Raw genomic sequence first — 15,129 nt, forward strand, 5'->3', positions numbered from 1 at the left:
TTTCCCTTCGTTACACCTCATAATTTCTTTTTATTCCCCTGTTCGTAGCCTTAAGCTTAATCATTACTCCGTATGATGCTGGCACAAAGCGATGCGCCAAAGCCTTCTAAACTCTATGCTCAGCGCGTATCATTTATCCTCTTCGCAAACCCTTTTTCGTCAGAGATCGGATACCATGCCCTCTTCCATTATTCTGTTTGCCGCGGGCAGTTTACGCCTGGCATTTGCCCCTTTAATAAGCCAGTTCTCGCGCCATAGCGGAATAGACGTGAAGGTGGAATATGGTCCGGCAGGTTTATTACGCGAGCGTATTGAAGCCGGTGAACCGTGTGCGCTCTTTGCCTCAGCCAATCGGGAGCACCCGCAACGCCTGCTGGTTTTGCAAAAAGCTGTCCTCACGCAAACCTTTAGTTGGAATCAACTGAGTCTGGTCAGCAACCGAAACGGCGCCTGGCTGGATTTGCTCCGCGACCCAACGCTACGAATAGGTACATCCACGCCCGGCTGCGACCCTTCCGGAGACTATACCTGGGCATTTTTCGACAATATGGATGTACTGGAGCCAGGACTCGGACAACAGCTTCGGGCGCGCGCCATCCCGCTGGTTGGTGGGCGTGATACGGTGAAAATCCCGTCTGGTGAACTGGCGAGCGCCTGGATCCTTCGCCAGGGACTGGCCGATCTGTTTATCGGCTACGCGCATTACGCGAATACGCTGCGCGCCCAACCCGACGTGCATTATGTAGCTATCCCTGATGAGCACAATATTCGCTGCGAATACCAACTGGCGGTGCTCGAGGCATCCAACGAGGTGATGGCGCTGGTTAAATTCATGCTCTCCAACGGCGGTCAGGCGTTTCTTACCGCCGCCGGGTTCTTACCTCTTAACGACGAACAGAAAACAGCGGTGCGATAAACGGCGTCGGGTGGTTCTCTACACGGAGTTTTCGCAGCAGTAAGCCATAGGCCAGGAACAGATTCTCTTCCGTCACAATGCTGTCCGTTGGCCCTGCCCGCCATTTTCCTTCGGGGAGCAGCAGCAAAGTATGGGTGGCTATTTGTAACGCATGCAGCGGATCGTGGGTCGAAAAAAGAATGCTGCATCCCTGTAGATGGGCCAGATCGCTGATGAGCTGAAGCACCACCTGCTGATTGGCGAGATCCAGCGCGGAGCACGGCTCATCAAGCAGCAGCGTTTGACACTCCGTCACCAGCGCCCGGGCTATCATCACCAGTTGCTGTTGACCCCCGGAAAGTGAGCTAAACGAGTGGGAAGCAAGCTGGGCAATATTTAACTGCTCCAGCGCCTGGGTCGCTCTTTGTTGATCCTGCTGGCTGGGTTGCGCAAAAAGCTTCACGTGCTGTGCCCGCCCCATCAGCACCACGTCGCTCACCGTATAAGGAAATGGCAGGTGGCAATGCTGCGCCACAATCCCTATCCCGCCGTCAATTTCAATGCTGCCGTCCAAAGCTGGTAGCGTGCCGGTTAGCGTATCGAGCAGCGTACTTTTACCCAGGCCGTTACGTCCCAGCACAGCCCAGATCTCACCTTTCTGGCAACTGAATGTAAGCGGCTCAAATAGCGGCGTGCGATATCCATAGGCAAGCGTGTTTACACGCAATGCGGCAGGTTTCATGATGTCTCCCGGCGGCTGGAGCGGATGAGTAAAAAAGCAAACAGCGGCGCGCCGAATATTGCGGTGATGATCCCAAGCGGTATCTCCGCGTGCATCAGGGTACGGGCAATATCATCCACCACAATCATAAAACCGCCTCCCATCCAGAAGGCGCACGGCAGTAGACGCCGATGATCAACCCCCACCAGCAAACGCGCCAGATGCGGAATAACCAACCCAACCCAGGCGATACTGCCGCTGACCGCTACCTGAGCGGCGACTAAAAAAGCGCAGCACAGCAAAACGCTGCGTCGCAGAGGAACCACCGCGACGCCTAGCGATCGGGCATCTTTATCATTGAGTGATAACAGGTTTATCCGCCAGCGTAGCTGGTACAAAACTGTCGCAGCGATACCGACTGGAATCGCCAACAGCAGAACTTTATGCCAGTTAGCCGTCGCAAAGCTGCCGAGCAGCCAGAACACGATATTGGGTAACGTTTCTTCGGTATCAGCCTGATACTGAATCAGACTCACCAGCGCGGCAAAAAAACCACTCAAAATGATACCCGACAGGATCAGCACCAGCGTATTCTCCAGCCCCTGCAGCGCAGCAATGGCATACACCAGGACCAGCGCCGTCAGACCGAAGAAAAACGTTGAACCCATCATCAACCACGGCGACAGGCCAAGCAGAATAGCCAGCGTTCCGCCAAAAGCGGCCCCGGACGTCACGCCAATAATATGCGGGTCGACCAGCGGATTATGAAATACCCCTTGCAGCGTCGCGCCACATAACCCCAACGCCCCACCCGCCAGCAGCGCCATCAGAATTCGCGGTAGCCTGACTGTCCAGATAACCTGACCGGCAATCCCTTCAGCGTCGCTATAGTGCATCAGGTGATAAAAGACTTCGCTTAATGACAGCGGATATTGTCCGAGACACAACGAACCAAGGCCCAGCAACAGGACCGTCGCGATTAAGAGTGGTTGCTGGAGTAAAATGCGCTTACTTAACTGCATCAGGCTGCCAGTTCACACCATAAAAACGCTGATAGTAGTCTTGCGCCTGCGCATCAACATCCACGTCTTTATAGGCGTCCGGGTACAATTTTTTGGCCATCCACAGCTCACCAATCGCCAACGCTTCTGGCATCGGATAGCCCCAGGCTTTGGCGTACTCAGGCATCAACCAGACGCGATGATTTTTTACCGCATCAATCCCCTGCCAGTTAGGATCGTTTTGGATCTCCGTTACCACCTGCGGGTAGCGATCCTGAACAAAAATTACCTGCGGGTTCCACGCCAATACCTGTTCCAGCGCAACCTGACGGGCGCCTTTCACACTGGCAGCCGCCACGTTTAGCCCACCCGCGTGCTGCATCATGAGTCCCGTGTACTTCCCGGAGCCGTAAGTCATCAGGTCGGGGTTAGCCATATAAATACGGACTTTTTGCGCATCCGGGATTTTTGCGACCGGCGCATTGAATTTTGCCCGCGCCGCAAAAACGTAGTCGATCAACGTCTCAGCTTGCGGTTTGCGCCCCACGACGTCCGCAATCAGGCGAATCCCCTGCTTTAACCCTTCGTTGTAGACCTGCTCTTCATCGGCCATGGTCGGGTTCATTTTATTCTGTTGCCCGGCTGCATCCTTGCGCAATGAGATTGCCACGACCGGAATACCGGCGTTCTGAATCTGCTGGATCATCTCCGCGGGCGCATAGTTGGCGACAAAAACCACCTGTGGATGAATCGCCAGTAGGCTTTCAATATTCACGCTGGTGAGATCGCCCGGCGTCGGCAATGTGGCAATTGTCGGCATAAAGCGCGCAAACTCAGGCCCGAGCTGTTTTTTCCAGCTCGACATCACGCCAATAATGTCCTGCTGAGCATTAAGCTGGACCAGAATATTCAGCGTCTGGTGTTGCAGCACGACCACTTTGTCGACGTGGTCCGGAATCGTGACCTGACGACCAAGCTGGTCGGTGATCGTACGGTCGGCCTGGGCAGAAAACGCAAACAACATGCTGGCGCATACCAGCACAAAAGAGCGGAAAGTTAACATGGGATACCATCTGGATAGCGGAGTAAAAGCGATGTGTATTAAATTACATAACGATATAACAGGCAACCCATTCGCGATAAATACCGCACGACACACGAGGAAGATCAATTTATGCCGACAAAAAAGCCGACGGTGATGACCACCGTCGGCTGTGGGTAACACGATGACTAATAGATTATTTGGTTGCCGCTTTAATGATATCGAGCGCTTTGGCGAACTGATCCTGCGGGATCGTCAGCGGATAAAGGAAACGAATAACGTTGCCATACTGACCACAGGTCAGCAGCAGTAATCCTTGCTCAAGGGCTTTCTTCTGCACGCGTTGTGCGGCGGCTGCGTTGGGTTCTCCCGTCGCTGCGTCACAGAATTCAGCGGCGATCATAGAGCCTAAGCCGCGCACTTCGGCCAGTTCAGGACACCCGGCTTGCGCGTCAGTCAGAGTGGCGCGCAATTGTTCGCCAAGAGCTGCCGCACGCTGGCACAGCTGTTCATCACGAATGATATCCAGCACCGCATGAGCTGCCGCAATTGACAGCGGGTTTCCGGCGTAGGTTCCGCCCAGACCACCCGGCGCAGGCGCATCCATAATTTCAGCTTTGCCCACGACGCCAGACAGCGGCATGCCGCCCGCAAGGCTTTTTGCCATAGTCATCAGGTCAGCTTTGTCAGCGTAATGGTCCATCGCAAACAACTGGCCCGTACGGGCAAACCCGCTTTGCACCTCATCGGCGATCATCACGATGCCATGCTCGTCGCAAATACGGCGGATGGCAGCCACAAACTCCGGCGGCGCCACCACGAAGCCCCCTTCGCCCTGGACGGGTTCGAAAATAATCGCTGCGACCTGGGTGGGATCGATATCGGCTTTAAACAGGCGCTCAATCGCTTTGATGGAATCCGCCGTAGAAATCCCCTGCAACTCGCAAGGATACGGTGCGTGGTAGACGGAGCCAGGGAACGGGCCGAACCCTTTTTTATACGGCGCCACCTTGCCGGTTAACGCCATCGTCATGTAGGTACGCCCATGAAAACCGCCGCCAAAAGCAATAACGCCAGGACGGCCGGTATGTGCACGCGCAATTTTCACCGCATTTTCGACCGCTTCAGCCCCGGTGGTGAAGAATGTGGTTTTGCGCTTGCCGTCGATTGGCGCAACGGCGTTGATTTTCTCCGCCAAAGACACATAGCTTTCGTACGGGACAATCTGATAAGCCGTATGGGTAAAAGCCTGCAGTTGCGCTTCGACTGCCTGCACCAGGCGAGGATGACGGTGTCCGGTGTTCAGCACGGCAATCCCGGCGGCAAAATCGATGTACTGATTGCCTTCGATATCGGTAATTGTGCTGTTTTCTGCTGACTGGGCATAAAAATCACACATTACACCCACGCCACGCGGGGTGGCATCCAGACGACGTTGTTGCAGGTTTTTATTGTTCATTCTCTACACCTTGTCCATTAATACATTTAGGTTGAATTACCCTTTAAATTTAGACGCCATCTGGTACTTTAATCGAGAGCCAAATCGTTTTATTTTAAGGATCCAAATGCGTTCACTTGCCGGAGATGTGATCAAGCAGGCATTTAGCCAGCAGACCGATGAAAAGCTGCATCGTCGCCTGTATGCCGCCATCTGCAGTTGCATCCTCGAAGGTAGCCTGAAACCGGCTACCCGAATGCCTCCGTCGCGTGACCTGGCAGGCGAACTGACGCTATCGCGCAATACCGTCCTGCGGGTTTACGAGCAATTGCAGGCCGAAGGTTATATTTCCGCGCGCACCAGCAGCGGCACATTTGTCACCGACAGCGTGCTGGACAATCTTGACCTGCGTCCCCACAAAGAGCCCGTTGCCGCCACACTGGAGGATCACACCCGCTTATCTGCCCGCTGCCTTGAGCTGCTGGGTCATGCCAGCGCCAGCCCTCGTCAATGGGGCGCATTTATTCCAGGCGTACCTGATGTGGAGCATTTCCCTCACCGGGTGCTCAAAAAAATTCAGGATCGGCTGGCGAGACGGTTGCGCCCGGAGTTTCTCACTTACGATGCCGCAGGCGGCGTGACTGAGCTGAAAGAAGCGCTGGCAGACTATCTGCGCACCGCACGCGGGGTGCGGTGTTCACCGGAGCAAATTCTGATTACTGAAGGTATTCACCAGGCGCTGGATCTGGTGACCCGGACGCTATGCAACCCGGGGGATAACGCCTGGATTGAGGAGCCGGGCTACTGGGGAATCAAAAATATTCTGCGCATCAATGCGGTTAACTTTTCGGCGATCCCGGTTGATGAACAAGGTATGGTGCCGCCGGAGGCTGGCGAATCTGCGCTAAAGCTGATTTTTGTGACACCGTCACATCAATATCCGCTCGGTTCGGTAATGAGCCTCAACCGCCGTCGGGCACTTCTCTTTCGCGCACGTGAAACGCGAAGCTGGATAGTGGAAGATGACTACGACAGCGAGTTTCGCTTTTCCGGCCAGCCAATTCCATCATTGCAGGGACTGGAAGAAGAGACGCCGGTCATCTATATCGGGACATTCAGTAAAACACTCTATCCCGCACTGCGGCTCGGGTATGTGGTACTGCCCAAACCGCTCGCCGCGCCGCTGAAGAAGGTTCATAACGACCTCTATCGTGGTGGACATTTGCTGATTCAGGCAGCGCTGGCGGAGTTTATCCGCGAGGGTTACTACGCGGCGCACATTCGTAAAATGCGCCAGTTGTACAGTCGTCGCCGCCAGACGTTGGTGGAGCTTATCAGTCGCCAGTTGGGCGAGCAGTATCTTGGCTCCTTCAGCAGCAACGCCGGGTTGCATATGATTCTACAGTTGCCCGTCGGGAGCGATGACGTTCTCATTGCCCAACAGGCAAATGCGCAAGGGCTGCTGGTGCGCCCGCTGTCTCGCTATTACGTGAATGAAGAGAAACGCAGCGGCCTGCTGCTGGGATTTGCCAGTATCGAAGAGAATGAAATGGCGTCGGCGTTTACCCGACTGGTGGGTATTATCAGAGTAAACGCCGTTTAAGCACTGCCGGATGGCGCTGCAAGCACCTTGTCCATCCGACATGCTGTTTAATGTGACGCTTTTTTAATTCCTGCCAGGTCCTTCTGGCTTACTTCGCCGTTCCCTTCTCCCCAACTTTTACGCACGTAATTAATCACGTCGCGCATTTCGTTGTCGCTTAACATGCCACCGTAAGCCGGCATCTTAAAGGAGACGCTGCCACGTGTTGTCGGTGTTTCTGCGCCGTGGGCAATAACTCTGAATAGCGGCGTCGGGTCATCAACCATCACCAGCGAATTGTTGATCAAAGACGGTGCGTTATCATCCGTACCTTTCCCCTCCAGACCGTGACAGGTGGAGCAGTAGCGGTTATAGGTCACTTTGCCCGCCTCGGGTGAATTCGACCAGGACACCGTAGTTGCCGCTGCGCGCACCGTTTCAGGCTTCTCGCTTTTCAGGCTCAGCAGATATTGCGCGATCGCCGTGGCATCGTCATCGGTCAGATACTGTGTACTCTGCGTGACGACTTCAGCCATCGAACCTGAAACCGCGGCATGCTTGCTTTTACCGGTCAGCAACAGCGATTTTAATTCCTGCTCAGACATTCCCGTGCCGCGCAGCGAAGGTGCATACCAGCCGTCGATCATCGCGCCGCTCAGGTACTCGGCATCAGCATTGGTATACGCTTTTTCGTTCATCGCCATGCCTCTCGGGGTATGGCAAGAACCGCAGTGTCCGGGACCTTCCACCAGATAAGCGCCCCGTTTTACTAACGCAGCGTTGTCATCCGTTTTCGCACTCTCTACAGCCGTCGCTGGCGCGTCGGTAAACAGCCAGTTCCAGATATGCAGCGGCCAGCGGGCGGAGAGTAGCCACGGAATGGCATTCTCTTTATTGGGCTGCGCAGTGGGGGTGACATCATGCATAAAATAGCGATATAACGCCTGTACATCGTCATCAGAAAGTTTCGCGTAAGAGGGATAAGGCATGGCCGGATAGAGCGGATGACCATCTTTGGCAATTCCCTGACGTACGGCCTTGTCAAAATCCTCGTATGAGTAATTACCAATACCCTGGGTCTTGTCTGGGGTAATGTTGGTCGAATAAATATCCCCTACCGGAGTAGGAAACTTTTTGCCACCCGCCATCGCCGCCCCCCCTTCGGTGGTATGACAGGCCACACAGTCAGAGATACGGGCGATATATTCGCCATTAGATTCCGCTGCACTCACAGAGGCGGTAAACAAACAGGCGGCAAGAACGGTTACATTACGCATAGATCACCCCATATCCTTGAGTTCATTAACCGCACGCCATGCCTGATCGATGGCCGTATGGGCATAAGCGCCCCAGTCAGAATCGGAATTAGCGATGGCAATGCGACCAACTGGCTGACGCGCCCGCTCGATAATTTCTGGCATTTTATCCATATCATCGAACAACGCGTTGGCGTAATACGCATAGCCATGCGCCCAGCGGTTAACCGTAATGGCGGAGATATCGCGTTGATTATCAAAGCCCGTTGAGCCAAACATTTCCTGTAACTGGGAGCGAATCATCTCCTCATGCGTCGCAAATGTGGTCCCCAGTAAATACGCTCGCCCCAGACGGAATTGCTCTCTGGCCGACAGATTACTGCCCGGATAAGTAGGCACATAGACCATGTGAATGACCATCGGATCGTCCGGTGAGGCCGGGTGTTGATACCCGCCGATGCTGACCGGATAGTCGAGCTTAATCCGGCTGTATGGTGCCGCCGGAGAGTAAAATTCATGCACGCCAAGCTGTTTGAACGCCTGCCAGTTTTTGACCACCACGTTGGTGTACACCAGCGGTGCCTTCACGTTCAGTTTGAGATCCGCCTGCTGCTGTTCCGGCATCTCAGGCACCAGATACGGGATCATCATGTTATAGCCCGCCATGATGGTGTTTTTACCGCGCACGCGATGCATTTTGCCGTCACGCAGATAGGTCACCACCACGCCATCCTTTGTGTTGGCCGCATTAATCACCGTGCTATTCAGACGCAAGCGCGTGGTGTTTTCCGGCAGATCCAGCTTTTCGTAATGCAGTCTGGCAAGGACAGAGTCTTCCATCGTGTTACCCGGTAGCGCATCCGGCAGCATATACCTGACTAACAGTCGGGCCAGCCCGGCGTTACCGTCAGGGAAATGGTAAACATACGGCTCTTCGAGGTCGGCCAGCGACTCGCCGTCCAACGGCGGTATTCCCAGCGCCTCCATGCCGGGTAATGCGCACGCCCTGGCATCGCTACAGGAAATGCCTTCAATGCCGATGGCGAAGAAGTCATTAGAACGCTGCTGAAAATAGAGCAGCGCCATTTTGCTCAAACCAACTTTTGTGGCCAAAAATTCACTGTAGCTGTGGGTATCCAGCCATTCCATTTTCTCATCGACCGTCATGCCCGGAAGATAGTCGCCAGGATGGACGTGCAGGTCGATCAACGCCTTTCGGTCGTGCTCACTTAGCGGAAAATCATTGATAAAGTCTTCAATTTTACGGCCATTGAGCCTGTTCGGCGGGATATCATCAGATACCGCGCGCCCCGGATCGCCGCTGACGATTTTTGTCTCGCCAAAATTCTTTTTGTCGAAGAAAACACCGCGACTGAGCTGCCAGTCGGGGTAGAAGTTTACGTCAAAACTCTCTTTTAACCGCGTGACGCTGACGCCCACGGTTTCCATCAGTTTTTGCACCTCAGGGCTGAAATTGTGCGCGGGCGACTGGAATGCTTCGCTACCGCCATAGCCGAGTAATTTCTTACCTGAGCTCGTAAATTCGTTACGTTTGGCGTGTCCGCCAAAATCGTCATGGTTATCGAGGATCAGGATCCGGCTATTTTGCCCGGCAAGCTGGCGCCAGAAACAACCGGCAGCCAGCCCGCTAATACCGCCGCCCACAATCACCAGATCGTACTCTTCCTCAACGGGCAGAGCGTTTAAATCAAAATGTTTATGCTCGCGGCCTACTGCATGCGCCATTTCAAACGATCCAGGATGATTACCCCGCAGCCCCGTCAGCCCTGGCGGATAATAATTTCCATCTATAAATGCGTTTCCCTTTCCTGCCGCCCTGACCCATTCCAGCGGGGTAAGCCCCGCAGCAATAGTCACCGCGACGCCGTTGAGAAAATCACGTCTGGTAATTGCCATTAACTTTTTTCCTTATTGCTACACACTGCCCTAAATACGACACAAATAAGAGATGTCCCCCTTCATAGTAATAAAGGGGGACAGCCGACTATTTCCCTGGCTTTAACTCTTCATCCAGTTTTTTAGAATCATAATAATCGCCTTGCCAGGTGATTTTACCTGCTTTAACATGAATATAGCTGACACCTTCAAATTTTATCGGATTATTTGTCGGCGGACTCCCTGCCCATTCGCCACTATTTTTGCCTGAAAATTCCCAACGAAACGCCACGGTATCTTCGTCGTAAACGGGTTTGCCGACCATTTTCCAGCTCAGATCTGGCACCGCCTTAATAAAGGCACCGATAACCTCTTTTTCAGCTTTTTCTCTGCCATTTATCGGTTCGCCAGCGGCGGCATCATAATAGACTGCGTCATCAGCAAGATATTGCGCGGCTCGCGAAGCATCGTGTGCATTCCAGGCCGCCATATACTCTTTAACGGTATTCAGCGATGTGCTTTCTGCCAGGCTATAGCCCGAGAACATCACGAATGAAAGCACCGCTATGTTTAATGTTTTCATCGAAATCCTCTCTATTCAGAAATGTCACACATGATATGTTTCACCCGAGTATATTCTTCGAGCGAATAGGATGAGAGATCTTTGCCATAACCCGATTTTTTGAACCCGCCGTGCGGCATTTCGGCGCACAGAGGAATGTGATTGTTGATCCACACGGTGCCAAAATCGAGGTCAATGCTGAAGCGCTGTGCGCGACCATGGTTACTGGTCCAGACGCTGGCGGCCAGACCATATTCCACATCATTCGCTTTGTGTAGACCCTCTTCATCAGTCGAAAACGGCTGAATAGTCATTACCGGTCCAAATACTTCATGCTGAATAGCTTCGTCATGTTGATGCAATCCGGAGACGATCGTCGGCTCAAAATAGAAGCCCGGACCTGGCCCGGCACGCCCACCCGTTTCAATTTTTGCATGTGCCGGTAAACGCGCAATAAAGCCTTTCACCTGCTCCAGTTGGTTTTTACTGTTCAATGCGCCATATAGCGCAGCCTGATCCGCTGGCGGTCCAAATTTAATACTCTTCGTTTTCTGAACCAGCTTTTCCAGGAATTCAGCGTAGATGGATTGTTCGACCAGAATACGCGTAGCCGCCGTGCAATCCTGGCCGGCATTGAAGAAGCCTGCCGTGGTGATCGTCGCGATCGCCTTGTCCATATCTGCATCAGCAAACACCACCGCAGGCGCTTTCCCGCCCAATTCCAGATGTGCCTTGGTCAGGTTCGCCGCTGCCGAAGCCGCAACCTGTAGACCCGCGCGGACCGAACCGGTAATCGAAACCAGTGAGGCCTTTGGGTTTGAAACCACCAGCGAACCGGTGCTGGCTTTACCTAATACGACGTTAAACGCCCCTCTTGGGAACAACGGCGCGGCCAGTTCAGCCAACAGCAGCGTGCTGACCGGCGTGGTGTCGCTGGGTTTTAATACGACCGTATTGCCTGCTGCCAGCGCTGGCGCAATCTTCCATACCGCCATCATGAACGGGTAGTTCCATGGCGTGACTTGGCCAACGATACCCAGCGGTTCACGGCGGATAGTCGAGGTAAACCCAGCGGAATATTCCCCTGCCGCTTTCCCTTCAAGACAGCGCGCCGCACCGGCAAAAAAGCGGATGGCATCGCAGGATGCCGCGATCTCTTCCTTCTCAATAAAATGGCGAAGCTGACCGGTCTCCTGACTCTGCGCGTTCACCAGCCGCTCAACGTTTCGTTCAATCTCATCTGCCAGCTGCAATAACGCCTTTTGCCGCTGTGCCGGCGTCGATTTTCGCCAGATGCTAAACGCCGCCTCCGCCGCCGAGTAGGCCTGCTCCACCTCTTCCGCATTGGCGTTGGGTGATAATGCGTACGTTTCGCCGTCGACCGGACTCACCAGTTCGAAGGTATCTTCGCTACGACCTGCTACGTATTGCCCATTGATAAAATGCTTCAGGGTTTTCATGTCTGTCTCCTGCCCGTTAATACATAAAGAATCTTATGTAATATATATATTGTAAAAGATTTTCAAATGCGCAACATTGACACTATGATAAGCCTCGCATTTTTAACTTAATTTTTACATTTTCGGGATAAGGCTTTTCATTGTGAGCCGAGGCTTTATGCTCAGCTCACAATGAGGTTATCGGGACACACATCCGCTTGTGCAGTGACGTTGCGCATAGGCATGTAAAATAACTCGGCCATTCTTACCTTCCTTGCCTGACGGGCATGTGTTAAAAATGGTCGTTGTTTCAGGGAATTGAGTGCAGAAAAGATTATGATTACTCACGCGGTCATATTTGCGCCTATCGGGCAGGTCAGTCGTTCAGACCAGATAGTGCAGCGCCTGTCAAACGCCATTATCACGGGGTTGCTGGAGCCAAAAGAACAGCTCCCCAACGAAACTGATTTGGCAAAGATGATGGGTGTCTCACATATCACTATCAGAGAAGCGCTAAACACGCTTCGGGCTAATAATCTTATCCATACGGTTCGTGGTCGTAATGGCGGGAGCTTCGTTTGCGAAAATATTGATGGCAAAAACAGCGCCCTGCATCCGTTCAAAGCGATCAGTACGGATTATCTTTCTGACCTGGGCGAAATGCATTGCGCCATTATCAGCCATAGCGCAAGGCTGGCTTCCAGACGGATGACCGGCGCGGATATCGCCAAATTTCGCGAGTTTGTTGAGGTGCTCAGCAAGGCAAACTCACCAGAGCTGATGACCCAGGCCGATATGCGCTGTCTACTGGCGATAGCTGCCAGTTCACATTCGGCGCGACTGGCCAATCAGGAGCTGCAGGTCCAGGCTGAATGGGCATCGCTGGTGGCGATACTTTATCGCGCAGACAACATTCATGCCGAAATTATTGCGCTTTACTCGGCACTGGCCGATGCGCTGGCTGCTCACAACGAGGCAGAATCCGTGCAGCTTGCCACACGGATCATCGACACGTTTACCTATTACCTTATTGAAAAAAAGCTGAAATATAACTCGAACTGACAATCAGTGAAGGCAGGACAGACAATGAGCTCTTCGACATCCTTAAGCGCATTAATTCGTAAGATTGATGATATTACCGCCTCTACCGTAGATTCTACCGTTGCGCTGGCGAGGAGCATCCATGAGGCGATTTCCGGGGTGCAAAAGGCCTCAGCAGAAGTTGTCCTCGATCCATCGGTGAGATCTACCGTTCAGCAACACATCAAGCGCACCCTCAGTAACAATCATTACTGTTCAGGGGCCGGGTTCGCCAGCCATATTGAGAGCACTGCCACCACAAAAGAGTATTGGCTGCTGGAATGGTGGTATAAGAAAGATAATGGTTTGAGTCAGGCGCACCTCGATTTAGATCAGGCCACCCAGCAACGCCTGGATTTCAGAACCTTCGAGTGGTTTAAGCACTCACCTCCGGCAGGAAAAGCCTATATCCACGGCCCCTACGTCGACTATATCTGCAATATTTCCTACACCCTGACCTCGGCAGTGCCGATCTACTACAACGATCAGTTTCTTGGCGTTGCCGCCGTCGATCTGCTGGTCAGTCAGATTGAGGCCGAACTGCTCTCCTGCGCTCATCCTGACTATGTCATTCTGACCAATCTGGAAAACAGAATTATCTTTTCCAGTTGGCCACGTTTTCGCGTGGGTGAATTACTCTCTCCCGCAAACAGTACCGTTGTTTATCAGAGCGACTACTTTATCCTTTATCACTATCAAAACTAAGGGCCCGAAGGCCCTTAGTTTTTAGTTATCCTGCCCCATATTCAGCTTGTTAGCGTAGGCAATGGCGTCGTTTTCCGGTGCCGCAGAGCGACCAAACGGTCGGGTCAGGAACATATAGATAAGCCCGGAGCCAACGACAATCGCCAGGCCGAACAGTACCGTCCAACGGTCGATGAAATCGCTGCTGTCTGCCGGTTGCGCCAACAACCAGATCCCACACAATCCATAGGCTAGCGCCAGCACGTTCACAATCACGCCCCAACCGCCAATGGTCCACTCCCCGGCCGGTTTCCAGCCTTTCAGGCGCTGGCGCAGTGCGGCAAGCACAACCATCTGGAACGAGATATAAATACCGATGACGGCAAACGCGGTAATACGCGACAGATTGTCTGGCTGGAAATAGACCCAAACGCAGATGATGACTGGCAGCAGACAGCTAACAACCATCGCATTATCCGGAACGCCATTTTTAGAGATCTTTGACATCCACTCACTTCCCGGCAGCATTCTGTCGCGGGAGAAAGAAAAGATAAGACGGCTTAACGCAGCCTGCAGAGACAAAATGCACGACAGCATCGCCACAATCGCGACGATGATAAAGATAGTTGCGCCGGTTTCACCAAGTGCTTCATTAAGGATGGCCGGAATCGGGTCAGACGTTTTGCCATTCACGATACTGACCAGATTTGGTGAAGCCAGGAGGTATCCCATGACGGAAATAATCGCCGAAATCGCACCAAATACGATGCTCAAAATCATCGCAACCGGGATCTTTTTACTTGGATTCTGTACCTCTTCCGCAACGTTACCGCAGGCCTCAAAGCCAAAGAACATAAACAGCCCCATCAGCGCGGCAGACATAAACGCGGTGGAATAGCTGCCGTCATGCGCCAGCACGCCCATCGAATCAAAAATAACGGAGAATGGCTGCGAACGGTGGAATATCAGCAGATAAATTCCCAGCGCAATCACGCTAACGATTTCACACCAGAAGCCAATTTTTGCGACCCGAGCCAGATTTTTAGTCCCGGACATATTAACAGCCATCATCAAAAGCAGCAGCAGGACGGAAGTCGCCAACATAGTGGCTGGCGTCTGACCATAGTGGAAGAGCGACTCAACAAATGTTGACGTATATTCCGCGATTGACGTAATGGTGACCACCAGGGCCCACAGGTAAATCCAGGCAGCGATCCACGCATATTTCTTGCCCCATAACCTTCTGGCCCAAGGATAAAGCCCGCCGGTTATCGGATACTGGGAAGCCACCTCACCAAACACCAACGCCACCAAAAGTTGTCCACATGCGACGATTAAAATCCACCAGACTGCGGGCGGCCCCGCCAGCGTTACGGCCAGTGCAAACAGCGAATAGACGGCGGTAAGCGGCGAAAGGTAGGTAAAACCCAACGCAAAGTTTGAAATAAGACCGATCGAGCGATTGAACTGTTCTTTGCCATCTTTTTGAAAATTATCGTTTTTCTTATCAGGTGTCTGTTCCATATAGCTTTC

At 53.0% G+C, this 15,129-nt stretch carries 13 protein-coding genes; 4 read left to right on the forward strand and 9 right to left on the reverse strand.

What is annotated here, in order from left to right; all coding sequences use genetic code 11:
- Positions 1 to 175 precede the first annotated feature (175 nt).
- Entirely contained in the window at positions 176 to 916 is a 741-nt protein-coding gene (locus ABIE10_RS03580) for a substrate-binding domain-containing protein (protein WP_429154747.1), read from the forward strand.
- Here ABIE10_RS03580 and ABIE10_RS03585 read toward each other — a convergent pair.
- The 4 genes from ABIE10_RS03585 to puuE form a co-directional block, all read right to left on the reverse strand.
- Positions 885 to 1,637, reverse strand: coding sequence for an ABC transporter ATP-binding protein (locus ABIE10_RS03585; protein WP_429154749.1), 753 nt, complete (start codon positions 1,635 to 1,637; stop codon positions 885 to 887). The genes ABIE10_RS03580 and ABIE10_RS03585 overlap by 32 nt on opposite strands.
- Positions 1,634 to 2,638 (reverse strand): FecCD family ABC transporter permease, encoded by a 1,005-nt coding sequence (locus ABIE10_RS03590; protein WP_235116771.1) that lies wholly within the window; start codon positions 2,636 to 2,638, stop codon positions 1,634 to 1,636. The genes ABIE10_RS03585 and ABIE10_RS03590 overlap by 4 nt, the downstream gene beginning before the upstream one ends.
- On the reverse strand, positions 2,625 to 3,680 hold the full coding sequence (locus ABIE10_RS03595; RefSeq protein WP_047358855.1) for an ABC transporter substrate-binding protein: 1,056 nt from the start codon (positions 3,678 to 3,680) through the stop codon (positions 2,625 to 2,627). Before ABIE10_RS03595 ends, ABIE10_RS03590 begins: the two co-directional genes overlap by 14 nt.
- A 175-nt stretch (positions 3,681 to 3,855) precedes the next feature.
- Positions 3,856 to 5,118, reverse strand: coding sequence for a 4-aminobutyrate transaminase (puuE, locus tag ABIE10_RS03600; RefSeq protein WP_046274906.1), 1,263 nt, complete (start codon positions 5,116 to 5,118; stop codon positions 3,856 to 3,858).
- 106 nt (positions 5,119 to 5,224) lie between these two features.
- On the opposite strand from puuE, the gene ABIE10_RS03605 reads away from it, so the two are divergent.
- Positions 5,225 to 6,700, forward strand: coding sequence for a PLP-dependent aminotransferase family protein (locus ABIE10_RS03605; protein ID WP_429154752.1), 1,476 nt, complete (start codon positions 5,225 to 5,227; stop codon positions 6,698 to 6,700).
- Between the two features lie 47 nt (positions 6,701 to 6,747).
- On the opposite strand, the gene ABIE10_RS03610 is transcribed toward ABIE10_RS03605, so the two are convergent.
- The 4 genes from ABIE10_RS03610 to ABIE10_RS03625 form a co-directional block, all read right to left on the reverse strand.
- Positions 6,748 to 7,956, reverse strand: a complete 1,209-nt coding sequence (locus ABIE10_RS03610) for a c-type cytochrome (RefSeq protein WP_429154754.1) — start codon at positions 7,954 to 7,956, stop codon at positions 6,748 to 6,750.
- 3 nt (positions 7,957 to 7,959) lie between these two features.
- Entirely contained in the window at positions 7,960 to 9,852 is a 1,893-nt protein-coding gene (locus ABIE10_RS03615) for an NAD(P)/FAD-dependent oxidoreductase (protein WP_016156387.1), read from the reverse strand.
- A gap of 88 nt (positions 9,853 to 9,940) precedes the next feature.
- Positions 9,941 to 10,414, reverse strand: coding sequence for an ester cyclase (locus tag ABIE10_RS03620; protein ID WP_016152935.1), 474 nt, complete (start codon positions 10,412 to 10,414; stop codon positions 9,941 to 9,943).
- 11 nt (positions 10,415 to 10,425) lie between these two features.
- Positions 10,426 to 11,853 carry a gamma-aminobutyraldehyde dehydrogenase gene (locus ABIE10_RS03625; RefSeq protein WP_016152934.1) on the reverse strand — a complete coding sequence of 476 codons (1,428 nt, stop codon included), beginning with the start codon at positions 11,851 to 11,853 and terminating at the stop codon, positions 10,426 to 10,428.
- Between the two features lie 315 nt (positions 11,854 to 12,168).
- Here ABIE10_RS03625 and ABIE10_RS03630 point away from each other — a divergent pair, with 315 nt between their 5' ends.
- Together ABIE10_RS03630 and ABIE10_RS03635 are read left to right on the forward strand one after the other, a co-directional pair.
- Positions 12,169 to 12,894 carry a FadR/GntR family transcriptional regulator gene (locus ABIE10_RS03630; RefSeq protein WP_016156385.1) on the forward strand — a complete coding sequence of 242 codons (726 nt, stop codon included), beginning with the start codon at positions 12,169 to 12,171 and terminating at the stop codon, positions 12,892 to 12,894.
- A 24-nt stretch (positions 12,895 to 12,918) separates the two neighbouring features.
- The gene (locus tag ABIE10_RS03635) at positions 12,919 to 13,617 is read left to right on the forward strand and encodes a cache domain-containing protein (protein WP_016152932.1); all 699 of its coding nucleotides are present in this window, start codon (positions 12,919 to 12,921) and stop codon (positions 13,615 to 13,617) included.
- A 21-nt stretch (positions 13,618 to 13,638) separates the two neighbouring features.
- On the opposite strand, the gene ABIE10_RS03640 is transcribed toward ABIE10_RS03635, so the two are convergent.
- A complete protein-coding gene (locus ABIE10_RS03640; RefSeq protein WP_016152931.1) occupies positions 13,639 to 15,120 on the reverse strand; it encodes an APC family permease in 1,482 nt (493 codons plus the stop codon).
- Between the last annotated feature and the right edge of the window lie 9 nt (positions 15,121 to 15,129).

It is taken from the genome of Citrobacter sp. 506 (genome assembly GCF_050434985.1).
GTDB classification, from domain to species: Bacteria; Pseudomonadota; Gammaproteobacteria; order Enterobacterales; family Enterobacteriaceae; genus Citrobacter; species Citrobacter braakii.

Bases quoted from the DNA above. Each gene is read 5' to 3' on its own strand.
- ABIE10_RS03580 (WP_429154747.1), top strand. From the start codon at position 176: ATGCCCTCTTCCATTATTCTGTTTGCCGCGGGCAGTTTACGCCTGGCA.
- ABIE10_RS03585 (WP_429154749.1), bottom strand. From the start codon at position 1,637: ATGAAACCTGCCGCATTGCGTGTAAACACGCTTGCCTATGGATATCGC.
- ABIE10_RS03590 (WP_235116771.1), bottom strand. From the start codon at position 2,638: ATGCAGTTAAGTAAGCGCATTTTACTCCAGCAACCACTCTTAATCGCG.
- ABIE10_RS03595 (WP_047358855.1), bottom strand. From the start codon at position 3,680: ATGTTAACTTTCCGCTCTTTTGTGCTGGTATGCGCCAGCATGTTGTTT.
- puuE (WP_046274906.1), bottom strand. From the start codon at position 5,118: ATGAACAATAAAAACCTGCAACAACGTCGTCTGGATGCCACCCCGCGT.
- ABIE10_RS03605 (WP_429154752.1), top strand. From the start codon at position 5,225: ATGCGTTCACTTGCCGGAGATGTGATCAAGCAGGCATTTAGCCAGCAG.
- ABIE10_RS03610 (WP_429154754.1), bottom strand. From the start codon at position 7,956: ATGCGTAATGTAACCGTTCTTGCCGCCTGTTTGTTTACCGCCTCTGTG.
- ABIE10_RS03615 (WP_016156387.1), bottom strand. From the start codon at position 9,852: ATGGCAATTACCAGACGTGATTTTCTCAACGGCGTCGCGGTGACTATT.
- ABIE10_RS03620 (WP_016152935.1), bottom strand. From the start codon at position 10,414: ATGAAAACATTAAACATAGCGGTGCTTTCATTCGTGATGTTCTCGGGC.
- ABIE10_RS03625 (WP_016152934.1), bottom strand. From the start codon at position 11,853: ATGAAAACCCTGAAGCATTTTATCAATGGGCAATACGTAGCAGGTCGT.
- ABIE10_RS03630 (WP_016156385.1), top strand. From the start codon at position 12,169: ATGATTACTCACGCGGTCATATTTGCGCCTATCGGGCAGGTCAGTCGT.
- ABIE10_RS03635 (WP_016152932.1), top strand. From the start codon at position 12,919: ATGAGCTCTTCGACATCCTTAAGCGCATTAATTCGTAAGATTGATGAT.
- ABIE10_RS03640 (WP_016152931.1), bottom strand. From the start codon at position 15,120: ATGGAACAGACACCTGATAAGAAAAACGATAATTTTCAAAAAGATGGC.